This window comes from Halospeciosus flavus, from assembly GCF_029814175.1.
Classification (GTDB): domain Archaea; phylum Halobacteriota; class Halobacteria; order Halobacteriales; family Halobacteriaceae; genus Halospeciosus; species Halospeciosus flavus.
Window position 1 is genome coordinate 604,056 of record NZ_CP122312.1, and the last position, 21,300, is coordinate 625,355.

The following is a 21,300-nucleotide window of genomic DNA, read 5'->3' on the forward strand; positions in this document are numbered from 1 at the left end:
TGGGGCCGTAGTCAGTCGCTCGCGCTCTCGGTCACGACCGGTTCGCGGAGCGCTTCGACCTTCGAGAGGATCGCCTCCCTGTTCTCCTCGCTCACGCCGTTCTCGCGGAGCGCCGCCTCCAGGTTCTCGGCCGTCTTGTCGAACGCCTCGTGGGTGATGCCGAGGTGGTCGTGGGCTTCCTCCATGTCCGTGCCGTCGTACTCGACCGGCCCGCCGGCGACGGCGCTGATGAACTGCACCTGGTGGGCGAACAGTTCGTCCTCGTCGGTGTCCTCGAAGTAGGGAGTGAGCGATTCGTCGGCGAACATACGGTCGTAGAAGTCCGAGACGACTGCCTCGACGGCCTCGCGACCGCCGATTTCCGCGTAGAGACTCTGCTGTGACATTCACACGGTGGTAGTGGCGTGACCGTGGAGTAGGTGACGCCGAACGTGTTAGCGATGAGGGACGGTACCAACCAGCAGAAGGAATGGAGAACGAGAGCTATCCTTTCCGGGATCCGACGTAGAATCCTCCAGTGAATCCCCACTTTTTGCGTCGTTCGCTTCGCTCACTCGCAAAAACTGGAGGAAAAAGCGTATCGGTCACCCCTTCCGGAATCCGACGTAGAACCCACCCGTGAATCCGGCGGAGATGGAGAGCGTCGAGAGAATCGTCGAGACCCACGATGGGGGCGTCTGCGCGGTGGCGTCCTCGGCGACGTTCACGAGGCCCGCCGTGAGTTTGTTCCAGTTCACGTCGATGATCTGGCGCGACTCGAGGAACTTGAACAGGGCGAGTTCGAGTCCGATGAGGACCGCGATGACCTTGGCGATCTTCTTGGCCGCGAAGCCGACGAGACCGCCGATGACCGCACCCGACCCGAACTCGAAGCCCAGGGAGGTCGGGTTGATGTCGAAGGGTAGAGGCATACCCTAAGAGAGGCCACCAGCGGGCAAGTCTCTTTTGCCTTCTGTGGGGAACGCGGCGGGTGCTTAAGTGCTTTCAGCCCCTACAATTAGTTCAGTGAAAGGACAGACCGAACCCGTCGTCGTCGCGAAACGAGTCGATAGCGGCGACGCGGACACGGCCGAGATTCGGCACCTCGCCGAGGCGGCCGGCTACGAAGTCGTCGGGGAGGTGACGCAGACACGCAAAGCCGACCCCGCCCTCCAACTCGGCGAGGGGAAAGCAGCGGAACTGGCCCGCAAGGTGGCCCAGCGCGACGCCTCGCGCGTCGTCTTCGACAACCGCCTCGGGCCGTACCAGAAGTTCAACCTCGGGAAAGAACTCCCGGACGGTGTCGACGTCGACGACCGCTTCACGCTCATCCTGGACATCTTCGGCCAGCGCGCCCAGACGCGCAAGGCCCAACTCCAGGTCGAACTCGCGGAACTCCGCTACGAACTGCCGCGGGCCGAGGCGAAGACGAGCCTCGCCAAGCGCGACGAGAAGCCCGGGTTCATGGGCCTCGGTGAGTACGACGAGTCCCGCGAGAAGGACATCAAGGCCCAGATCTCGCGCATCCGCGACGAACTCGAGGCCATCGAGCACGACGAGCAACAGCGCCGCGAGCAGCGCCGCGAATCCGGCTTCGACCTCGTCGCTCTCGCGGGCTACACGAACGCCGGGAAGTCGACGCTGATGCGCGCGCTCGCCGAGGACCTCGACGTCGACGAGAACGACGACCTCCACCCGGACCTCGACTCCACGGCGGAGTCCGAGAACCGCCTGTTCACCACGCTCGGGACGACGACCCGCCGGATGGACATGGACCGCCGGGACGTCCTCCTGACGGACACGGTGGGGTTTATCTCCGACCTCCCCCACTGGCTGGTCGAGTCGTTCAAGTCGACGCTCGACTCCGTCTACCAGGCGGACCTCGTCCTCCTCGTCGTCGACGCCACCGAATCGGTCGACGAGATGCGCGAGAAACTGGTGACGAGCCACGACACGCTCTACGAGCGCAACAGCGCACCTATCGTCACCGTCCTCAACAAGGTCGACGAGGTCGACTCCGAGGAACTCGCGGAAAAACAGCGCGCGCTCTCGGCGCTCGCGCCCGACCCCGTCGTCGTCAGCGGCAGAGACGAGGTCAACCTCGACGGACTGCGCCAGCGCATCCACGAGGAACTGCCCGAACGCCAGCACGAACGCCTCGTCCTCCCGATGACCGAGGACACGATGAGCGTCGTCTCGTGGGTCCACGACCACGCCTACGTGGAGGACGTCGACTACGGCGACGAGCACGTCGTCGTCGAGTTCGAGGCGCGCGAGTCCATCGTCGAGCAGACGCGCTCGAAGGCGAGTTCGCTCGCCGAAGCCTGAGTACTTTTTAGCTGCCGCCGGAAGGCGGACGTATGCGTTCTCCACTTCCCGCGTGGGTCGCCCGAACCTACCTCGACGAACCGGCGGGCCGCCTCGCGCTCCTCCTCGTCAACGGACTCGGGTTCTTCGTCGGTCTCCGTTTCTACCTGCCCCAACTCTCGGAAGTGCCGGTGTACGGGTGGCCACTCCTGATCGACAGTCCGCTCGCGCTCGCGCTCGTGACCGGGAGTCTCCTCACGCTCTACCCAGTCGCCCGCGCCCGCTACCCCTCCTCGCCGGTCCTCGACGTGCTGAACACGCTGGCGTTCGCCGCCTGCCTGAAGTACGGACTGTGGACCGCGTTCGTCCTCAACTACTTCTTTCCACTCTACTACCCGGACCTCTGGGAGTACTTCGGCATCCTCCTCACTCACCTCGTGATGGTCGGCGAGGCCTTCCTGATTCCGTACTACGGCCGGACGAGCAAGCCCGCGCTCGCCGTCGTCCTCGGCTGGTTCCTCCTGAACGACGCCGTCGACTACGGGTTCGCCATCTACCCGCGCCTCCGCGCGGAGGAACTGGGCGTCGTCCCCGTCGTCACCGTCCTCCTCTCCGTCGCGTGCGTCGCGCTCGCGTGGTACTGCATGGACGAGGGGACGTCGTGGCGAGAGGCAGTCGCTGAAGCCGTCCGCGAGTAGGACGAGTCAGTCGAGAACTCGTTTCTCCTTCGAGACGACTCCGACGTCGGTAATTCCCGTCACGGGGTACTGACCCGCCTCGTCCTTCTCGGCGGCCTTCACCATGTCCCAGACGACGTTCAGGCCGGTCGTGACTCCTTCGAGGGCCTCCATCTCGCAGCCAGTCTTGCCCGTCGTCTCGACGGCGACTTCGAGGACGACGCGCTCGGTCTCGACCGAGAAGTCCGTCTCGACGTTCGTGATGGGGATCTGGTGGCACATCGGGATGGTCTCCCACGTGTGTTTCACCGCCTGTACCGCCCCGACACGGGCCGTCGCGAGGACGTCGCCCTTCTCGACTTCGTCACCGCGGATGGCTTCGACGGTCGACTCGGTGAGTCGAATCTCGCCGCGCGCGACGGCGCGGCGTTCGGTGTCGGGTTTGGCGCCGACGTCGACCATCTGGACCTCGCCCTCTTCGGTGGTGTGCGTGAGTTCGTCGCGCTCGGTGTCGGAGTCCTCAGTCATCGTGTTCACCCCAGAGTGCGTGCGGGAGCGCCGTAAGCAAGTCGCTCGCGAGCAGGCCGTAGCCCTGTTCGTCGACGACGGCGTCGCCGGCGAGTCCGTTCGCGTACGCGCCGAGCGAGGCCGCCTGGACGGGGTCTTGTGTCGAGAGGAGCGCGCCCGTCGCGCCCGCGAGGACGTCGCCGGTTCCGCCGACGGTCATGCCGGGGTTACCCGTCCGGTTCACGCGCGTCGTCTCGCCGTCCGAAATCACGTCGTAGGCGCCCTTCACGAGGAGCGTGTGGTCGAGGTCGGCCGCGAACTCGGCGACCAGGGTGGCCCGTTCCTCCCAGTCGTCGCTGCGAGGGCCACCCATCTCGGCGAGTTCGCCCTGGTGGGGCGTGCAGACGAGCGTGGCGTCCGTCTCGACGTCGGGGACGGCCCGGAGCGCGTCCGCGTCGACGACGGCCCGCCCCTCGTAGGCTTCGAGGAACTGCGCGACGGCGCGACGGGTGTCGTCGGCGTCGCCGAGGCCCGGCCCGAGGACGACGACGTCCCGCTCGTCGACCCGTTCCAGCAGGTCGTCGACGTGGGTGGGTTGGAGGCGCTCGCCCACGAACGGTTCGACGATGAGGTCTTCCGAGTAGCCCTGCACCTCGTCGGCGACCGGTTCGGGGCAGGCGACGTAGGCGAGGTCCGCGCCCGCCCGAAGTGCCGACTGCGCGGCGAGCGCGGGGGCACCGGTGTAGGGTCCCCCACCGACGACGGTCACCCTCCCGAAGTCGCCCTTGTGGGCCTGTGGGTCGCGCGAGAGGAACAGGCGGTCGCCGGGGCCGACGAAGCGCTCGGCGGCCTCGGGGATGCCGATGTCCGCGACCGTGACGCCGTCGAACCCTTCGAGACCGGGTTTCACGTCGTGGAAGGTGACGACGCGGTCGGCGTCGACGACGGCGCCCGCGGCCTCGCCCGTGTCGGCGTCGAGTCCCGAGGGGACATCGACCGAGACGACGGTCGCCTCGGTGGCGTTGATGGCTTCGATGGCGGACGCCTCGGGTTCGCGGGGCGCGCCGCCGATACCGGTCCCGAGGAGGGCGTCGACGACCACGTCGGGGTCGTCGAGGTCGAGGGCACGCGAGTCGCGGACGACTTCCGTGTCGAGTTCGCACTCCGCCAGGGCCTCCCAGTTCTCGCGCGAAATCTCGGTCGAGATGGACTCAGGCCGACCGAGCAGGTGGACGGTGACGTCGAACCCGGAGAGGAAGCGCGCCGCGACGAAGGCGTCGCCGCCGTTGTTCCCGCGACCGGCGACGACGGCCACCGAGTCGTCGGGGGCCGCGACGTCGGTGACGACGCGCCCGACCGCGTTGCCACTCGACTCCATCAACTGCTTCTGGCCGACGCCGAGGGCCGCCGCGTTGCGGTCGACGGCCGCCATACGCGTGCTCGTAATCATCGGCCGGCGCTTCGACCGCCGCCGTCGTAAAACCTCGCGACACCGGGAACTATCACGGAAAACGAACCGAAACCGGCTGTGCCCAGTATGGGAGACTCTCCCAGTGGGAGTAAGTATACCCCCAAATATTTCCGGTCCCTACCGGCGCACGGTGAACGTGTCCTCGCCCGCCGGTTCCTCGTACTCGACCGTCACGTCCGCGACGTCGGCGGCCGGACTGCCGGTGTGACACCACTCCACCATCGACTCGACGGCCGCCGCCGGTCCCTCGAACACCGCTTCGACGCGGCCGTCGTCGAGGTTGCGGACCCACCCGTCGACACCGCGTTCGCGGGCCGCGTCGCGTGTGTTCGCACGGTAGTACACTCCCTGTACTGTCCCGGAGACGAACACGTGGGCGCGGACACGCTCGTCGTCGTGCTCGCTCATGGACGGCGTTTCGACGCGCGGTCAGTTATATACTCGGTTCGAGTACATAAGTGGCCAGTCGGTCGCGACCGCCTGTCGCCGCCACCACGCATATCCCTCACGAAAGATAACCACGTATCGATGCGACTGCCCGACGTTCGCGAGCACCTCGAACAGGACCAGCAGTATCCGGCCGACCGCGAGACGCTCGTCGAGACCTTCGGCGACCTCGAAATCGAGGCGCCCAACGGCGAATCGACGTCCGTCTCGGACGCCCTCGAACGAACCGAGGTGGAGACGTTCCACTCGGTCGACGAGGCCTACGGGGCGCTCGCCGGCCGACTCGACGAGGCACACATCGGGCGGAAAGCGTACGACGACCGGTCGTCGACCGACCGGCAGGACCGCGAGGAACAGTCGTTCTGAGCTAGGCGTCGCGATTCCGCAGGTAGTGGAAGACGTAGGTCTGTGCGTACCCGGCGTAGGGCCCGAAGCGCTCGCGGATAGCCCGCGAGGTCTCCCGATAGTTCTCCCGTGCACAGTCGGGGTAGTGGTCTTCGATGGCCGACTGGATCCACGTGTCCAAGGGGACGGCTTCGAGGTGACCGAGCCCGAAGAGCGCGACGCAGTCGGCCACCTTGTCCCCGACGCCGACGAACTCGGTGAGGGCCTCGCGTGCCTCCTCGTAGGGGAGTCCGCGGACGTCCTCGGCGGTGTGCTCGCCGGAGGCGACGAGGTCGGCCGTCCGCTGGACGTAGGGGGCGCGGTAGCCGAGGCCAAGGTCGCGTAACTCGCCCTCGGTCGCGTCGGCGAGTGCCTCGGGCGTCGGGAAGGCGTGGTAGGTCCGGCCCTGGAAAGAGACCGGGTCGCCGTACGTCTCGCGGAGGGCCTGTTGCATCGCGAAGATGCGCTCGACCCGCATCTGCGCCGAGCAGATGAAGGAGACGAGACAGCCGAAGAACGGGTCGTTGGGGACGCGCATCCCCGGGTAGCGCTCGTAGGCGGCGTCGAGGAGCGGGTCGTCGGGCGTCGCCTCGGCGATCGCGTCGAGGTCGTCGTCCAGTCGGAGCAGTTCCCGGAGGAGGGGGACGGCGTCGGTCGTCGACTCCCACTCCAGCGCGCCATCGCGCTGGCGGACGCGGACGACCTCGCCGTCGACGACGGTCGCGTACCAGGCGTCGCCACCGTGGTTGTCCGACTCCGCGTAGGTGCGGCCGTCCTCGCGCCACCAGAGGTATGTCTGTCCGCTCTCGATCGTCGCCTGTACGTCGACCGGTCCCGGTACGTCGGCGACCGGAATCGCGCCCGTTTCCATCGCTCCCGAGTTGGCACTCGGCGCCGAGAAGGCTGTCGATTACTCCGCCGACCCGTGCTAACAGTGGCCACGGAGTTTTTGTAGGCGCCCGCGAACACACGTGTATGGATCGCCGTGTCGTCGTCGAAGCCGCCGTCCCGGTGTACGACGTCTCGTCGCCCGACGAGGCGGTGCGCATCGCCATCGCGAAGACGGGGGAGATGCTCAACCCCGACCTCAGCTACGTGGAGATCGAGATGGGTGAACGGACCTGTCCGCACTGCTCGGAGACGCTGGACCCCGCGTTCCTCGCCGCCGACGAGAGCCTCGTCGCACTCGAACTGGAGATGACCGTCTTCGACGTCGACCGGGACGAACACGCCGCCCGGATCGCCCGCAAGGAGATCGGACAGCGCATGGAGAACGTCCCACTCGACGTACTCACGGTCGACGCAGTCGAGGAAATCGAAGCAGGAGCCGGAGGGGAGGGGTCGGCCGCCCCGGACGACGGGACGACGGCCGGCGCGGCCGGCACGGGAGACGACGCAGACGACCTCCCGGAGTTCGACGACCTGGTCGACGAGTGACTGGTGTGGTCGCTACGGGTGGTCGTCAGGAGAGAGACGGACTGCAGCAGAATCGGCGTTAGTCGGCTTGTGCGGCGACCTTCTCGGTTTCGGCTTCGTCGCCCATCGCGGTGGTGATCCCGTCGGCCAGGGCGAAGACGGCTGCTTTGTGGTCTGTTTTCGATTTGTGAATCGACGTCGGTCGAACGCCGAGCGAGTCGTACTCGTCGAGCGGTACCTGCCCCTCCTCGTACTCTTCGTAGTAATTGCTTACTTCTGCGAGAAGGCCGTGCAGGTGGATGAGCTCCTGCTTCTTCATGACAACCATTTCTAACAGCCAGGGGATTATAGTATTATCTTGAGGACCGTTAACACGCTCTAGCTCTTCTGTTCTCGGCTAATACGTCGAAAACTACCGGCCACCGTCGGCGGCGATCCGACGCTGAAAAGCTTTTACGGGAGCCAACCCACCGTTCGAACATGGACTACGAAGAGCAACTCGACCGCGCGCTGGAGGAGAAACCGGACATCGCCGGCGAGGAGAGTCGCTTCGAGGTCCCTGACCCGACGGTCCGCAAGGAGGGGAACGTCACGGTGTACGAGAACTTCCAGGCGACGCTCGACCGCCTCGGTCGCGAGGAGGACCACGTACTGAAGTTCATCCAGAACGAGCTCGGGACCGCCGCACAGATCGACGAGAAGGGACGGGCGCGGCTCACCGGCGAGTTCGACCAGGACCGGGTCGCCGACGTCCTCGACGAGTACGTCGAGAAGTACGTCGCCTGTCCGGAGTGCGGGCTTCCGGACACGAAACTCGAGACCGAGAACGACGTCGAACGCCTCAAGTGTGAGGCGTGTGGCGCCCGTTCCGCCGTCTAGGACTTCAGACGCTTCAGGTTCTCGAGGTCGCGGTTCGTCCGCGTGAACTCGGCCGTCCGGCGTGTCGCGTGACAGTCCGGACAGCTGTAGTTTTCGTCGACCTCGGGGAGTTCGCTCGGCGTCATCTCCCACTTCTTGTTACACTCGGGACAGAGTAGCTGCACGTACGCCTCGTGTGCCATGGTTGCGTGTGGGTGTGGTGTCGGGAAAAAGATTTCCGCCGGGATTACTCCTCGGGGTAGTAGTCCTCGCCGATCAGCTCGAAGAGGTCGTCGTAGTCCTCGGGGAGCTGATCTTTGACCTCCTCCAGTTCGTTCTCGGAGGTCGTCTCGCTGACGACATCCATGACGACCTGACCGTAGTAGTTGGCGTCGGCCTGCTCGGCGTTGGCGCGCTCGGCGACCCGCTGGACGAAGTGCTGGTAGTCAAAGATCTGACCGGAGTCCGCGTCGTGGATGAACCAGTCGATCTCAAGCGGGAGTTCGGCGGCGAGGTCGGACGCCTCACCCGGCTGCAGACGCTCACCCAGCGTCGTGAGGACGGCGCGCGTTACGCGAATCGCGCGGCCGCGAGTGGGGAGTTCCGCACGGTGCTGGACTCGTCCTACGAATTCGTCGTGCTTCATGTCCACTCGGTGCTTCCCCCGGCTCTCTGTTATTAGTAATGGCCGGGTCACCCCGAGTGACTGCCGTCACCCGCGCTCCTCGGCGTCGAGGTACGTCATCGCCTCCTCGTCGGTCACCTGCGAGAAGTCGCGGTAGAAGCGGCCGACGGCCCCGAAGTGCTCGGGCGACTGGAGACACACGACGTCGTCGACGAGGCTTTCGAGGGCCGCGAGGGTCTCCGGCGGGCCGACCGGGACCGCGATGGTGACGTACGTCGCTCCCTCGTCTTTCGCGGCCATCGCGCAGGCCCGGATGGTCGCACCGGTCGCGACACCGTCGTCGACGATGACGACGCGCTTTCCCTCCAGGTCGGGCGCGGGCCAGTCGCGGTAGGTGTCGACCTTCTGTTTCGCCGTCTCAGCCGCCTGTTCGCGCTCGGCCTCGATGTACGCCTCGTCGACGCCGAGGCGCTCGACCAGGTCGTCGTTCACCCAGACCGACCCCGTGCTCGCGGCCGCACCGATGGCGAGCTCGGGGTTCTCGGGCGCACCCAGTTTCTTCGCCGCGACGATGTCGAGCGGCGCGTCGAGTGCGTCGGCCACCGCGCGGCCGAGCGGGAGGCCCCCGCGCGGGACGGCGAGGACGATATCCGCCTCCACGCCCTCCTCGCGAAGTCGGTCGGCGAGCCGTTCGCCGGCGTCAGTTCGGTCCTCGAACATGTGTGGGAGTGCGTCCCGACCCGCAGTAAGCGTGGGGGCCAGTCGACCTCAGACCGTGAAGAGGTGCCCCTCCTCGGGGACCGAGAAGAGGCCGATGCGCGCACCCGCGTCCATCCACGCGTGGCCGTAAGAGAAGGAGGCGAGCGCGTTCACGGGGTCGTCGTTGTCCCGGAAGTGGCGGCCGTCCTCCAGGTAGGAGCGGGCCATCTCCTCGTACTCGGCGGCGGACTCGGCGAGCGGCGTCCCCTCGGGTGCGACGGGTTCGGCGGCGTCGAGCGCCTCCGCGAGCAGCGCCTCGTAGCGGTCCATCTTCTCGTGCAGGTCGGCGGGCATGGGTGAGGTGAGGGGCGAGTTCCGGGTAAGCGCTTCGTCCCGTGTCGTTAAGCCACTCGCCGTCGCACTCCGGGACGATGTCGCTCCCTCCCGGCCGCGACGTCTCGCTCCCCGAGCGCGAACCGAAGGTTGTCGACCTCGACGCCGACGACGGGGCGGCGGTCGAAGCCCTCGGTTCGTCGACCGCCAGGCACATCGTCGACGCGCTCCGCGGGGCCCCGGCGACGCCGCCCGAACTCGCCGACACGACCGACACCACCGCACAGAACGTCCACTACCACCTCTCGCGACTCGAAGACGCGGACGTCGTGACGGCCGTCGACACCGTCTACTCGGAGAAGGGGACCGAGATGACCGTCTACGCCCCCGCGGGCGACCCGCTCGTGCTCGTCGCCGGCGACGAGGACCCGGCCGAACTCGAACGAATACTCTCGCGGGCGCTTGGCGCCGTCGCCGCGCTGGCGGGACTCGCGGTAGTCGTCGAGTACGCCCTCCCCGACGCACAGGTGGTTCCGACTCCCGGTGGTGCCGCCGGTGGCCCCACGCTCGTCGGCCCGCCGCCCGTCGGCCTCTGGGTGTTCCTCGCCGGACTGTCAGTGGTCGTCGCCTGGGCCGGCTGGGTCGCGCTCCGGCACCGGACCGGCGACGCCGAAGCCGACGATACCCGAGACGAGCGCGAGGCCGAGGTAGACGCCGAGGACGAGACCCGCGACCGGCGGCCAGACGGGTGCGACGGCCGCGACGACGGTCCCGAGACAGACGACGGCGACGACCCGTAACGAGAGCCGTGCAGCGTGGGCAGAGACGGCTCCCGCCCCGAGCGTCCCCGCTCCGAGGACGACGTGGAGGACGTTCACGACGAATTGCGTCGTCCCGGCGGTGTGGATGTAGGTCGATGCGATGCCGTCGTACCATAGCAGGAGACCAGGAGCACCCACTCCCACGAGGACGAGACCGACGATGCCCGCGACGAGACGGTGAGGCGAGACGTCGAGGCGACTTCTAGGGGTGACGTCGGCGCTGGCTTCGGCCGGACGGGCGAGTCGGGTGGCGACGGCGACCCAGGCGAGGCCGTAGACGCCGACACCCACTCCGAGCGCGGGCGTCATGAGTGCGTTCACGAGCAGACTCGCGGGGAGAGCGAGGGCGAACGCGACGGCGAGCGGCGTCCCGACCACGCCACAGTTCCGGAGCGCGAGCGCCAGCGAGACGGTCCCGGCCCAGAGCGAGAAGACGCCGACGCCGGCGGGAATCGCGAGGACGAGCGCGCCGAGTGGCTGGGTCCCGAAGTCGGTCGTCGCGTAGAGGAGCGCCGGCACGAAGACGAAGCAGAGTCCCAGCGCGGAGAGGGCGACGCCCACGCGGCCGGCAGTCCCGTACGCCTCGCGGTAGCGCGACCAGACTTCGAGGACGCCGAACCCGAGGAGTGGCGGGATGAGCGGTGCGAGGAGGACGACAGTCGGGAGCGGGCCGTCGAGGGCGGGTAGGGCCGTCCAGAGGAGTCCCCCGAGCGCGGCGAGGAGGGCGTTCCGTGTTCGCGGGTCGGGCATCACTGCGTCCTTCGGCGACGCGGGCCGAGTAGCTTCGGGAGCCACAAACGCGCGTTTGAAACACCGGCCATCTTCCCTTCCAGCGCAACCTACAAACCGCTGAGTCACCCACTTCTACGCATGAGTGACGAGCCCCGTGTAGAGATCTACACGAAGACACAGTGTCCCTACTGCGAGAAGGCGAAGGACCTCTTCGACAGCAAGGGCGTCGACTACGAGACGTACAACGTCACGGGCGACGAGGAGCTGTTCGAGGAGATGAAGGAGCGGGCGAACGGCCGCGAGACCGCACCCGAGGTCTTCATCGACGACGAACTCGTCGGTGGGTGGGACGACACCCATGAACTCGACCAGCAGGGCGAACTCGACGAGAAACTCGGTATCGCCGACGGCGGTGAAGAAGTCGAGGAGCACCGTCGCCTCATCATCGCGGGGACGGGCATCTCCGCACTGAGCGCCGGCATCTACGCCGCCCGCTCGAACAACGACCCGCTGCTGTTCGAGGGCGACGAGCCCGGCGGCCAACTCACCCTCACCACCGAAGTCGAGAACTACCCCGGCTTCCCCGAGGGCATCTCCGGGCCGGAGCTCATCAACAACATGAAAGAGCAGGCCAAGCGCTTCGGCGCGGAGATCGAACACGGTGTCGTCGAGTCGGTCGACGACTCCCAGCGCCTCTTCCGCGTCGAACTCTCGAACGGCGACGTCTACACCGCCGACGCCGTTATCGCCGCCTCCGGTGCGTCCGCCCGCACGCTCGGCATCCCCGGCGAGGACGAACTGATGGGCTACGGCGTCTCCACCTGCGCGACGTGTGACGGCGCGTTCTTCCGCGGCGAGGACATGGTCGTCGTCGGCGGCGGCGACGCCGCGGTCGAGGAGGCCAACTTCCTCACGAAGTTCGCGGACACCGTCTACCTCGTCCACCGCCGCGACCAACTCCGCGCTGAGGACTACTGGCAGGAGCGTCTCGAAGAGAAGGTCGAGGCCGGCGACATCGAGGTCCTCTGGAATACCGAGGCGACCGAGGTCCACGGCTCGGCCGACGAGGGTGTCGACCACGTCTCGCTCGTCCGCCACCCCGAGGGTCACCCCAAGCGCAAGCAGGAAGAGGGTGAGGACGTCGAGGAGTTCGAACTCGACGTCGGCGCCTTCTTCGTCGCCATCGGCCACACGCCGAACACGGGCTACCTCGAAGACACCGGCGTCGAACTCGACGAGGACGGCTACATCGTCACGAAGGGCGGCCGTGGCGGCGGCCAGACGAAGACCGACGTCGAGGGCATCTTCGGCGCCGGAGACGTCGTCGACTTCCACTACCAGCAGGCCGCGACCGCGTCCGGCGACGGTGTGAAGGCCGCGCTCGACGCCGACGAGTGGTTGGAGAGCGAGGTCCCCCGGGCCGGAGCGGAGGGCGCGGAAGCGCCCGAAACGCCCGCGGACGACTGAGACGAGATTCGGAACGAGCGACCAGCGGGAGCGAGTGAGAATCTCGCTCGCCGGTCATCGGTGGGTTTGAAGACTCGCTCGCTCGTCGGTCGCACCAAGAGGGGTTTTCTCACGTGCAGACAGGCAACACGACCACGAGCACGACGACGTCGGACATCCCGGGATCGGACACCGCCGAGTGGGTCGACGCGCTGTTCGAGTCGGTGCTCGGGCAGACGCTCGGCACGCTCGCGCTGCTGGCGGTCGTCGTGCTCCTCGGGTTGGCCGTCCGCTGGTGTGGACCGCGACTGAAACGCCACTTCGACGACCTCGCCGTCGAGACGGTCCAGGCGCTGTTCGTCACGGTGGCGGCGGTGGTGGCGGCGACGTCGGTCGTCGCCCTCTGGGGCGGCGCCACGGCCTTCGAGTTGGCCGCCGACGCGCTCGAACTCGGACCGCGGGACGCCGTCGCGGCGGTGTTGACGCTCGCCTTCCTCGCCGGTGGCTACGCGGTGGCGCACCTCGCCAAGCGTATCGTCGACCGCTTCGCCGCCCAGCGCGAGGCCCTCTCCCAGCACCACCAGGAGATCGCCCACCACCTCGTCCACCTCGGCGTCCTCGTCGTCGTCTTCCTCCTGGTGCTCGCCGTGTGGCGGGTGAACGTCGGGAGTCTCCTCCTCGGCGCCGGTGTGCTCTCGGTCGTACTCGGACTCGCCGCCCGGCAGACGCTCGGTTCGGTCCTCGCGGGGTTCGTCGTCCTCTTCTCGCGGCCGTTCGAACTCGGCGACTGGATCGTCGTCGGCGACGACCAGGGCATCGTTCAGGACGTCACCATCGTCAACACGCAGATCAAGACCTTCGACGACGAGATCGTGATGATTCCCAACGACATCATCACCTCGTCGAAGGTGATCAACCGCTCGAAACTCGACCGGTTGCGGGTGAGCGTCGACGTCGGAGTCGACTACGACACGGACGTCGAGCGGGCGACGGAACTCGCCGAGGCGGCGATGCAGGAGGTCGCGGCCGACGACGTCATCCTGGAGAAACCCGACCCGCACGTCGTCCTCACGGAGTTTGGGAGTTCCGCCGTGGTGTTGCGCTGTCGCTTCTACATCGAGAACCCCACGTCGCGAGGGATGTGGCGGGCGAAGACGCGCGTCATCGGCGCCGTCAAAGAACGCTACGAGGAGGCGGGTATCACCATCCCGTTCCCGCAGCGGACACTCGGCGCCCGCGAGGAGGGCGCCTTCTCGCTCGCCCAGCGCGGTGAAGCGGTCGACGTCGAGAGCGGGGAGGGAGGCGAAAGCGCCGGCGACAGCACGGGCGACAGCGCCGGCAGCGACGGGGGCGACGCCGAGTAGGTCGTCCCGGCGTCCGGTCCGCGCATCCCGTCCCTTATTAGCCCTCCCGCGTGAAGTTCGGGTATGTCCGACGCTGCAACCGAGCGCATCACGTTCACCATCGAGGGCCCCGACGGCGAGGAGGAGATCGAGATTCCCGAAGGTCTCGTCCACCTGCTCTCCGAGGAAGAAGACGAATCGAAGGCCGAGGTCGTCGGCGACATCGCGACGATGGCGTTCGCCTCCCGCGCACACATGATCGCCCACCACGGCGAGGGCGAGCCGTCTCCCGAAGTCAGCGACATCGAGGACGCCATGCTCGACGCCTTCGAGGACCGCTTCGGCATGTCCTACGGCGAGGCGACCGGACACCAGCACTAACGCGCCCTCGTCGCAGGGCGGGTCGGAGTCTCGACGACGACCGCTCTTTATCTGGACCCGTGTACGTAAGGTGAGTATGTCGGCAGTCGACCCCGATCCACCCGAGGCCGTCGAGCGTGCGCTAGCGCGCGTCGAAGACGAGTACGACGTCCGCGTCCTCGTCGCCCACGGCGTGGGGAGTCGTGCGTGGAACCTGGCCGGACCGGACAGCGACTACGACGTGGGCGTCGTCTTCGCCCAGCGACCGGTGGAATACGTCCAACTCGGGACGTACGTCGAGTCGGTCCACGACGAGTTCGCGGGTGTGGACGTGAAGGCGTGGAACGCGAAGCGCTTCGCCGAACTCCTCGTCGATTCGAACCCCGCCGCACTGGAATTCCTCTGTAGCCCACTCGTCTACCGTCGGCACATCGACGTCTCGGGACTCGCCGAGCACGTTCGCGAACGCTTCGTCCCAATCGACCTCTACCACCACTACCGCTCGCTCGCCACGCGCCAGCACGAGAAGTACGTCCGGACGGGGCGGGACCCGACCGTCTCGCGGAACCTCCACGTCGTCCGGGCGGCCCTCTACGCTCGCTCCGTCCGGGAGACACACGACTTCCCGACGCTCGACTTCCCCGACTTCCTCGACGAGGTCGAGACGGGCGAAATCACCGTCGACGACCGGGTGTTCACGGCCGCCCGCGAACTCGTCGCCCGGAAACGTGCCGGCGAGGGCGACGCCGCGGTGGGCGACCCGTTCGGCGACCTCGTCGCGTCGCTCCCCGAGCACGTCGACCCCGAGCAGCACAACGTCCGGGGCGTCGAGCGCGACCGGGTGAACGCGTTCCTCGCGCGAGCGCTGGACGCCGAAGTAGAGACAGACCGCGCTCAGACGTCGTAGCTCAGGAGGACGCCGTCGTCGATGCGCTCGACGTTCACGAGGTCGAGTTCCGGGAAGTCGACGACGAACCCCTCGCCGTCCGCGAGCGTCGGGGCGTCGCGCCCGCCGATGACTTTCGGGCCGACGAACGTGTGGAGTTCGTCGACGAGGTCCGCCTCGAACAGCGAGAAGATGAGTTCGCCGCCGCCCTCGACCATCAGGCGTTCGACCCCGCGATTCTCCAGTTTCTCGAAGGCTTCGGGGAGTTCGACGCGGTTCTCGCCGGCGACGACCATCTCGGCGCCGGCCGTCGCGAGCGACTGGACGTGTTCGGTGGGTTCCTCCTCGGCGACGAGGACGAACGACTTCGCCGTGTCGTCGAGGATGGACGCGTCCGGTGGGGTGCGAGCGTGCGAGTCCGCGACGACGCGGGCCGGGTGAGGGTCTCGTCCCATCGCCTCACGCTCCGCGACGAGGTCCCGGTCGTCGAGCGTCAGCGAGGGGTCGTCCGCGAGGACGGTACCGACACCGACCATCACGGCGTCCGACTCGGCGCGGAGGCGGTCGACTCGCTCGAAGTCCTCGGGTCCGGAGATGCGTATCTGTCGGCGCTCGCGCGTGGAGAGTTTCCCGTCCGCCGACATCGCGGCGTTCACGACGACGTACATGGCCCGGCGTTCGGTGTGGCGGAGGAAAGCGTTTGCGCCGTCGCGGACCGAGTGCGAACTTGTATACCAAGCCGTAGAACGATTGTGTTGGTCGACGAATCGGGACGTGGATTGCTCCGAAAGTACACGGCCATGGGGGGAGAGCGTCACCCGGAGCAATCCCGGACGGGCCGCCCCAGGTGAGTGGGGTACCGGCCCGTCTGTCTTCACGTTCGGGCGTCGAGGTTCGGCGCGGGTACGTAGACGTCGTCGGCCATCCCGGACTCGGCGACGGGGAATTCGTCTTCTTCGAGGCGCTCGGGGGTCTCCGGTGCGTCGGGGAGACCGCCCGGTGGTGCGAACTCGCCCAGCGGGTCCTCGGGCGTACAGCCGTGGCGCTCGTAGAAGTCGGCGTAGCGCTCCCAGTGCTCGTCGAGTTCCTCGGGCGGGACCTCCAGGTACTCGGCCCACCCGTGGTTGTAGAAGTCGTGGTCGCCCTGGATGTGGGTGATTTCGCGGGCCTCGGCCTCGGGGAACCCCTCGTCGAGGGCCTGCTCGTACACGTCGATGGAGGCGTCGAAGAGGGCGTCAAGGTGCTCCTTCCGCGCCTCGGCGTCGCGTTCGGCCTGGTCGAGGAAGAAGTCGGTGTGGAGACTCACGAGCCACCGCCGGACGAGCGGTTCGGCGGGTGTGTCGAGGAGGACCTGTGCGACGTAGTTACGCCAGGTCTGGTAGATCTTCATGGGTGGGTGTTCGGCCGCGAGTGTGTCGTGTTTTCGGGCCGGCAGGCAACCCGGCGGTCAGGCGACCACGGACTTGACGTGCTCGCGGCCGTCGCCGTAGACGAGCCAATACGGCAGCACGTAGCAGACGGCCAAGAGTGCGAGTGCGAGGACGAGTGCAACGGCGTCGCCGACCAAGGTGGGCAACGCGGTGGGTAGTCCACCGACGCCACGGACGACGGCGACAAGGCCGACGGACATCACGGTCGAGAGGAGTTGGCTCAGGCCAACGACGGCGAGGGTGTAGACTGCGAGTCGCCGTACCGACGCTCCGCGTGACTCGAACAGCGCGGTGACGACGGCTCCGACGAGACCCGCGACGACGAACTGTGCCAGGAATGCCATCGGGTCCGGCGGGAAGAACCCGAGGGCGAACACACCGAAGACGAACGGAGCGACCAGCGCCGAGAGACAGAACCAGACGACAAGCAGTCTCCCTGCCTCCCACAGCGGACCGGGAATCCGGTCGCGCATCGACTCAGACATCCGATTCCGGGGCCTGACCTGGTCTCAACCCGGGACCGACCTCGTCGCGGACGACGAAGTAGAGCACCCACACGACGACGCCGCCGAAGAACGCGCCGGCGGCCCACGCGAGGGCGTGCGAACTGCCTCGGCGGTTGGCGTCGCGGTAGGTGAGGAACGCGGCGACCAGCGGGACGACGGCGAACAGGCCGAAGACGAACAGGACGACGAGCAACTCGGCGCCGCCGGGGAATCCGGCCTGGAGTGGGTGGAGGGCCATGACGAAGGTGTCGGACGAACGACGCTTGAAGTTTCGGGTGGGGGCGCACGAGCACATATTTGTCTCACGCTCGCGCGCCCGCGAGGAACCCTTTTTACCCCGGAACCCCGAGTAGGGAGTGAATGAACATCGACGACCATGCCGAGGAACTCGCCTCCGACCTCGGTGTCGACAAAGAGGAGGTCAAAGCAGACCTGCAGAACCTCGTGGAGTACAGCGTCCCGGTGGACGAGGCCAAACAGAGCGTCCGCCGGAAGTACGGCGGCGACTCCGGCGGCGGTTCGTCCGGTCCGACGTCGGCCGACATCGCCGACGTCACGCCCGAGAGCGGCAACGTCACCGTCACGGCCGTCGTCCTGACGGTCGGCGAGCGCTCCATCTTCTACAACGGTTCGGAGCACGTCATCCACGAGGGCGAACTCGCCGACGAGACCGGCAAGATCTCCTACACCGCGTGGGAGGACTTCGGCCTCGAAGCCGGCGACGTCGTAACCATCGGCAACGCCTCCGTCCGCGAGTACGAGGGCGAGCCCGAACTCAACTTCGGCGAGTCCTCAACCGTCCAACCCGCCGACGAGGACCTCTCGGTTCCCTACGAGGTCGGCGGCGACCGCGACCTCACCGACCTTGAACCCGGCGACCGCGGCCGCAACGTCGAGGCGAAGGTCGTCGAAGTCGAAGAGCGCACCATCGACGGCCGCCACGGCGAGACGCAGATCCTCTCCGGTGTCCTCGCGGACGAGACGGCGCGCCTCCCCTTCACCGACTGGGACCCGCACGCCGAACTCGCCGAGGGCGCCTCGGTCCGACTGGAGGACGTCTACGTCCGCCAGTTCCGTGGCGTCCCCTCTGTGAACGTCTCGGAGTTCTCGACAGTCGACCTGCTCGACCGCGAGGTCGAGACGAGCGGCCCGCAACGCATGAACGTCGTCGAAGCCGTCGACCGCGGCGGCGCCTACGACGTGGAAGTCGTCGGCAACGTCATCGAGGTCCGCGACGGCTCCGGTCTCATCGAGCGCTGTCCCGAGTGCGGACGCGTCATCCAGAAGGGCCAATGTCGCACCCACGGTGAGGTCGACGGCGAGGACGACCTCCGCGTGAAGGCCATCGTCGACGACGGGACCGCGACGGTGACGGCCATCCTCGACCGCGAGACGACCGAGACCGTCTACGGCGGCACGCTCGAAGACGCCCTCGAACAGGCCCGTGCGGCCATGGACACGGAGGTCGTCGCTGACACCATCCGCGACCGTATCGTCGGCCACGAGTACCGCGTCCGGGGCCACCTGAGCGTCGACGACTATGGCGCGAACCTCGAAGCGACCGACTTCCGGCCGACCAGTGACGACCCGGCCGCGCGTGCCGAGGCCTTCCTCGAGGAGGTGGAAGCATGAGTGGGAGCGAGAGCGAGTCCGACGACGCTGTCGGCCGCCGCGAGGTCGCCTGGCGCGTCTTCGCCGCCGAGTTCGACGACGCCGACTTCAGCTACGCCGAGAGCGACGAAGAGCGCGCGCCGAACTACGTCGTCACGCCGACCGGCGCACGCGTCAACCGCATGTTCGTGGTCGGCGTCCTCACCGAGGTCGAGCAGGTCAGCGACGACGTCCTCCGCGCACGCATCGTCGACCCGACGGGCGCGTTCGTCGTCTACGCCGGGCAGTACCAGCCCGATGCACTCGCCTTCCTCGAATCCGCCGACGTGCCCGCGTTCGTCGCCGTGACGGGGAAAGCCCGCACCTTCCAGCCAGAGGACTCGGACCTCGTCTACACGTCCGTCCGGCCGGAGTCCATCAACGCGGTCGACGCCGAGACGCGCGACCGCTGGACCGTCCGTACGGCCGAGCAGACGGTCGAACGAGTCGGAACGATGGCCGACGCACTCGACAGCGAGGAACGCGGTGAGACGCTGCGTGACGCGCTGGTCGCGGCGGGCGTCCGTCCCGACCTAGCCGCTGGGGTTCCCCTCGCCATCGACCACTACGGGACGACCGAGACGTACCTCGAAGCGGTCCGCGACCTCTCGGTCGAGGCCGCCGAGGTCGTCGCCGGCGAACGCGACGAAGTCTCCGGCCTCGACGTCACGCCCGCGGAGGGCGGTCCCGTCGACGCCGACCTCGGTGCGAACCTGGACTTCGGTGCCGCGGCCGAACCTGAGACATCGGAACCGGAGCCGGAACCCGAGGAAGTGACTGCCGAAGCGACCGGCGAGGTGAGCGCCGAAACCGACGAGACCGAGGCCGCGAGCACGACGGACACGTCGGCGTCGGCGACGGAGCCCTCCGAAGTCGAGGCAGAGACCGAAGCCGAGGCCGAGGCCGAACCCGAAACCGAGACGGAGGCTCCCGAGGAGTCGGCGGCGTCCGTCGAGACGGAGACGGAGTTCGAGTTCGAGACCGAGTCGGAGGAAGCCGAAGCCGAGGGCAAGTCCGAGGCCGAGACCGAGGCTGAATCCGAACCCACCGAGACTGCCGAAGCCGTCGAATCCACCGAGTCCGCGGAGACCACCGAATCCGCCGAGTCAGCCGAGTCCGGAACGCTCGGTGACTTCGAGCCGTCGACCGATTCGACGGAGTCCGCCGAGAGCGAGGCTGGCGTCGAGGCCGAGGCCACCGACGAGATGTACGAACTGAGCGAGGAGGAGCGCCAGGAAGTCGAAGAGGAGTTCGACGTCGGCTTCTCCTCCGGGAACGAGGTCCCCGACGCCGGCGAGACCGACATCGAACCGGAGGCGGCACCCGAGGCCGGGGCCGAGGCCGAGAGCGAGACCGAACCGGACGTCGAGGACTCCGAGGAGACGGTCGAGGAGACGACCGCGGCCTTCGAGGAAGAGGTCGAGTCGGAACCGACGACCGAGGAGAGCGAGGCGACCGCGGCCGCCGGACTCGACAACCTCGAAGACACCGTCATCGACGTCATGGAGGAACTCGACGAGGGTGACGGGGCGGACCACGACGACCTCGTCGCGACAATCGTCGAGCGCTACGACGTCTCGCAGGACGAAGTCGCCGACGCCATCCAGTCCGCGCTGATGAGCGGTCGCTGCTACGAGTCCGGCGAGGACAACCTCAAAGCAATCTGATGGCGCGGACGCGGGTCGAACCGGTTCCGAACGAACCCGCGGCGGTGGCGTCGCTCGGCGACGAGGACGCCCTCGTCGTTGCGGACTACCACGCCGGCATCGAAGAGGCGCTCCGCAGCGACGGGCTCGAAGTCGGCTCACAGGCCGACACACGTCGCGAGCAGTTGCTCTCGCTCGTCGCGGAGACCGACGCCGACCGTGTCGTCTTCCTCGGCGACCTCGGCCACCAGTTCGGCGCGCCCGAGGGGCCAGAACGCGAGGAACTCGACGCGCTCGTTGCGGAACTCCCGGTGCCCGCGACGCTCGTCAAGGGCAACCACGACGGCGAACTCGACTCCTACTTCGCCGACGTGATCCCCACCGAGGGCGCGGTTCGCGGCGGTGTGGGGCTCCTCCACGGACACACGTGGCCCGCACCCGAGGTGCTTGACGCCGACGTCGTCTGCGTCGGGCACGAACACCCGGCCGTCCGTCTCGAAGACGAGGTCGGCGGCGCACGCGTCGAGCGAGCGTGGCTCCGCGGACCGCTGGCCACTGACCCCTTCCAGGACCACTACGGCGAACACGTCGAGGCCGACGCCGAGCTCGTCGTCTGTCCCGCGTTCAACGACCTCTGCGGCGGGAGTTGGGTCAATGTCGAGGGCCAGGGGTTCCTCTCGCCCTTCCTCCCGGAAGCGATTCCCGGCGCCGACGCGTACCTCCTCGACGGGACGCGACTCGGTCCGTACCGGCGCGTCTAGGCGCGCGGTCCACGCC

At 67.7% G+C, this 21,300-nt stretch carries 28 protein-coding genes; 13 read left to right on the plus strand and 15 right to left on the minus strand.

What is annotated here, in order from left to right; genetic code table 11:
• Positions 1 to 11 precede the first annotated feature (11 nt).
• Together P0Y33_RS02945 and P0Y33_RS02950 are read right to left on the minus strand one after the other, a co-directional pair.
• A complete protein-coding gene (locus P0Y33_RS02945; RefSeq protein WP_279529073.1) occupies positions 12 to 386 on the minus strand; it encodes a group I truncated hemoglobin in 375 nt (124 codons plus the stop codon).
• A gap of 198 nt (positions 387 to 584) precedes the next feature.
• Entirely contained in the window at positions 585 to 911 is a 327-nt protein-coding gene (locus P0Y33_RS02950; RefSeq protein WP_279529074.1) for an FUN14 domain-containing protein, read from the minus strand.
• 94 nt (positions 912 to 1,005) lie between these two features.
• Here P0Y33_RS02950 and hflX point away from each other — a divergent pair, with 94 nt between their 5' ends.
• Both hflX and P0Y33_RS02960 read left to right on the plus strand, forming a co-directional pair.
• Entirely contained in the window at positions 1,006 to 2,307 is a 1,302-nt protein-coding gene (gene hflX / locus P0Y33_RS02955; RefSeq protein ID WP_279529075.1) for a GTPase HflX, read from the plus strand.
• Positions 2,308 to 2,339: 32 nt separating this feature from the next.
• Positions 2,340 to 2,984 carry a DUF1405 domain-containing protein gene (locus P0Y33_RS02960; protein WP_279529076.1) on the plus strand — a complete coding sequence of 215 codons (645 nt, stop codon included), beginning with the start codon at positions 2,340 to 2,342 and terminating at the stop codon, positions 2,982 to 2,984.
• Positions 2,985 to 2,990: 6 nt separating this feature from the next.
• On the opposite strand, the gene moaC is transcribed toward P0Y33_RS02960, so the two are convergent.
• The 3 genes from moaC to P0Y33_RS02975 form a co-directional block, all read right to left on the minus strand.
• The gene (gene moaC, locus P0Y33_RS02965; protein WP_279529077.1) at positions 2,991 to 3,491 is read right to left on the minus strand and encodes a cyclic pyranopterin monophosphate synthase MoaC; all 501 of its coding nucleotides are present in this window, start codon (positions 3,489 to 3,491) and stop codon (positions 2,991 to 2,993) included.
• Positions 3,484 to 4,920 (minus strand): NAD(P)H-hydrate dehydratase, encoded by a 1,437-nt coding sequence (locus P0Y33_RS02970; protein ID WP_279529078.1) that lies wholly within the window; start codon positions 4,918 to 4,920, stop codon positions 3,484 to 3,486. The genes moaC and P0Y33_RS02970 overlap by 8 nt, the downstream gene beginning before the upstream one ends.
• A 138-nt stretch (positions 4,921 to 5,058) precedes the next feature.
• Positions 5,059 to 5,349 carry an acylphosphatase gene (locus P0Y33_RS02975; protein ID WP_279529079.1) on the minus strand — a complete coding sequence of 97 codons (291 nt, stop codon included), beginning with the start codon at positions 5,347 to 5,349 and terminating at the stop codon, positions 5,059 to 5,061.
• Positions 5,350 to 5,469: 120 nt separating this feature from the next.
• Here P0Y33_RS02975 and P0Y33_RS02980 point away from each other — a divergent pair, with 120 nt between their 5' ends.
• Positions 5,470 to 5,754, plus strand: coding sequence for a DUF5789 family protein (locus tag P0Y33_RS02980; protein WP_279529080.1), 285 nt, complete (start codon positions 5,470 to 5,472; stop codon positions 5,752 to 5,754).
• Position 5,755: 1 nt separating this feature from the next.
• Here the strand turns inward: P0Y33_RS02980 and P0Y33_RS02985 are convergent, their stop codons facing one another.
• Positions 5,756 to 6,643 (minus strand): DNA-3-methyladenine glycosylase family protein, encoded by an 888-nt coding sequence (locus tag P0Y33_RS02985; RefSeq protein WP_279529081.1) that lies wholly within the window; start codon positions 6,641 to 6,643, stop codon positions 5,756 to 5,758.
• A gap of 104 nt (positions 6,644 to 6,747) precedes the next feature.
• On the opposite strand from P0Y33_RS02985, the gene P0Y33_RS02990 reads away from it, so the two are divergent.
• A complete protein-coding gene (locus P0Y33_RS02990) occupies positions 6,748 to 7,209 on the plus strand; it encodes a DUF555 domain-containing protein (protein ID WP_279529082.1) in 462 nt (153 codons plus the stop codon).
• Positions 7,210 to 7,267: 58 nt separating this feature from the next.
• Here the strand turns inward: P0Y33_RS02990 and P0Y33_RS02995 are convergent, their stop codons facing one another.
• The gene (locus tag P0Y33_RS02995; RefSeq protein WP_279530077.1) at positions 7,268 to 7,507 is read right to left on the minus strand and encodes a UPF0058 family protein; all 240 of its coding nucleotides are present in this window, start codon (positions 7,505 to 7,507) and stop codon (positions 7,268 to 7,270) included.
• 161 nt (positions 7,508 to 7,668) lie between these two features.
• Here P0Y33_RS02995 and P0Y33_RS03000 point away from each other — a divergent pair, with 161 nt between their 5' ends.
• Positions 7,669 to 8,067, plus strand: a complete 399-nt coding sequence (locus P0Y33_RS03000) for a translation initiation factor IF-2 subunit beta (protein WP_279529083.1) — start codon at positions 7,669 to 7,671, stop codon at positions 8,065 to 8,067.
• Here the strand turns inward: P0Y33_RS03000 and P0Y33_RS03005 are convergent.
• The 4 genes from P0Y33_RS03005 to P0Y33_RS03020 all read right to left on the minus strand — a co-directional run bounded on the left by P0Y33_RS03005 (position 8,064) and on the right by P0Y33_RS03020 (position 9,724).
• Positions 8,064 to 8,249: a DUF7836 family putative zinc-binding protein gene (locus P0Y33_RS03005; RefSeq protein WP_279529084.1), complete on the minus strand. Its 186-nt coding sequence runs from the start codon at positions 8,247 to 8,249 to the stop codon at positions 8,064 to 8,066. The two genes, P0Y33_RS03000 and P0Y33_RS03005, sit on opposite strands and share 4 nt — an antisense overlap.
• Before the next feature lie 44 nt (positions 8,250 to 8,293).
• On the minus strand, positions 8,294 to 8,692 hold the full coding sequence (locus P0Y33_RS03010; protein WP_279529085.1) for a DUF2267 domain-containing protein: 399 nt from the start codon (positions 8,690 to 8,692) through the stop codon (positions 8,294 to 8,296).
• A gap of 66 nt (positions 8,693 to 8,758) precedes the next feature.
• Complete coding sequence (locus P0Y33_RS03015; protein WP_279529086.1) at positions 8,759 to 9,391, minus strand: phosphoribosyltransferase; 633 nt, start codon at positions 9,389 to 9,391, stop codon at positions 8,759 to 8,761.
• Between the two features lie 48 nt (positions 9,392 to 9,439).
• Entirely contained in the window at positions 9,440 to 9,724 is a 285-nt protein-coding gene (locus P0Y33_RS03020) for a DUF357 domain-containing protein (protein WP_279529087.1), read from the minus strand.
• Positions 9,725 to 9,801: 77 nt separating this feature from the next.
• Here P0Y33_RS03020 and P0Y33_RS03025 point away from each other — a divergent pair, with 77 nt between their 5' ends.
• From P0Y33_RS03025 to P0Y33_RS03045, 5 genes are all read left to right on the plus strand, one after another.
• A complete protein-coding gene (locus P0Y33_RS03025; RefSeq protein ID WP_279529088.1) occupies positions 9,802 to 10,503 on the plus strand; it encodes an ArsR/SmtB family transcription factor in 702 nt (233 codons plus the stop codon).
• A gap of 891 nt (positions 10,504 to 11,394) precedes the next feature.
• Positions 11,395 to 12,723 (plus strand): glutaredoxin 3, encoded by a 1,329-nt coding sequence (gene grxC / locus P0Y33_RS03030; protein ID WP_279529089.1) that lies wholly within the window; start codon positions 11,395 to 11,397, stop codon positions 12,721 to 12,723.
• Between the two features lie 113 nt (positions 12,724 to 12,836).
• Entirely contained in the window at positions 12,837 to 14,066 is a 1,230-nt protein-coding gene (locus P0Y33_RS03035) for a mechanosensitive ion channel family protein (protein ID WP_279529090.1), read from the plus strand.
• Between the two features lie 63 nt (positions 14,067 to 14,129).
• Entirely contained in the window at positions 14,130 to 14,426 is a 297-nt protein-coding gene (locus P0Y33_RS03040; protein ID WP_279529091.1) for a DUF7545 family protein, read from the plus strand.
• A 76-nt stretch (positions 14,427 to 14,502) separates the two neighbouring features.
• Complete coding sequence (locus P0Y33_RS03045; protein ID WP_279529092.1) at positions 14,503 to 15,312, plus strand: nucleotidyltransferase domain-containing protein; 810 nt, start codon at positions 14,503 to 14,505, stop codon at positions 15,310 to 15,312.
• Here P0Y33_RS03045 and P0Y33_RS03050 read toward each other — a convergent pair.
• From P0Y33_RS03050 to P0Y33_RS03065, 4 genes are all read right to left on the minus strand, one after another.
• Positions 15,300 to 15,959 (minus strand): 2,5-diamino-6-(ribosylamino)-4(3H)-pyrimidinone 5'-phosphate reductase, encoded by a 660-nt coding sequence (locus P0Y33_RS03050; RefSeq protein WP_279529093.1) that lies wholly within the window; start codon positions 15,957 to 15,959, stop codon positions 15,300 to 15,302. The genes P0Y33_RS03045 and P0Y33_RS03050 overlap by 13 nt on opposite strands.
• Positions 15,960 to 16,165: 206 nt before the next feature.
• Positions 16,166 to 16,681, minus strand: a complete 516-nt coding sequence (locus P0Y33_RS03055) for a DUF6149 family protein (RefSeq protein ID WP_279529094.1) — start codon at positions 16,679 to 16,681, stop codon at positions 16,166 to 16,168.
• A 57-nt stretch (positions 16,682 to 16,738) separates the two neighbouring features.
• Positions 16,739 to 17,194: a hypothetical protein gene (locus P0Y33_RS03060; RefSeq protein WP_279529095.1), complete on the minus strand. Its 456-nt coding sequence runs from the start codon at positions 17,192 to 17,194 to the stop codon at positions 16,739 to 16,741.
• A 4-nt stretch (positions 17,195 to 17,198) separates the two neighbouring features.
• Positions 17,199 to 17,465: a type II secretion system protein gene (locus P0Y33_RS03065; RefSeq protein WP_279529096.1), complete on the minus strand. Its 267-nt coding sequence runs from the start codon at positions 17,463 to 17,465 to the stop codon at positions 17,199 to 17,201.
• A gap of 122 nt (positions 17,466 to 17,587) precedes the next feature.
• Between P0Y33_RS03065 and P0Y33_RS03070 the strand changes: the two genes are divergently transcribed.
• From P0Y33_RS03070 to P0Y33_RS03080, 3 genes are read left to right on the plus strand one after another with little or no spacing between them, the layout of a single operon-like run.
• The gene (locus P0Y33_RS03070; RefSeq protein WP_279529097.1) at positions 17,588 to 18,859 is read left to right on the plus strand and encodes a Single-stranded DNA binding protein; all 1,272 of its coding nucleotides are present in this window, start codon (positions 17,588 to 17,590) and stop codon (positions 18,857 to 18,859) included.
• Positions 18,856 to 20,544, plus strand: coding sequence for an RPA family protein (locus P0Y33_RS03075; RefSeq protein ID WP_279529098.1), 1,689 nt, complete (start codon positions 18,856 to 18,858; stop codon positions 20,542 to 20,544). Before P0Y33_RS03070 ends, P0Y33_RS03075 begins: the two co-directional genes overlap by 4 nt.
• Positions 20,544 to 21,284 (plus strand): metallophosphoesterase, encoded by a 741-nt coding sequence (locus P0Y33_RS03080; protein ID WP_279529099.1) that lies wholly within the window; start codon positions 20,544 to 20,546, stop codon positions 21,282 to 21,284. The genes P0Y33_RS03075 and P0Y33_RS03080 overlap by 1 nt, the downstream gene beginning before the upstream one ends.
• The last annotated feature ends 16 nt before the right edge of the window (positions 21,285 to 21,300 follow it).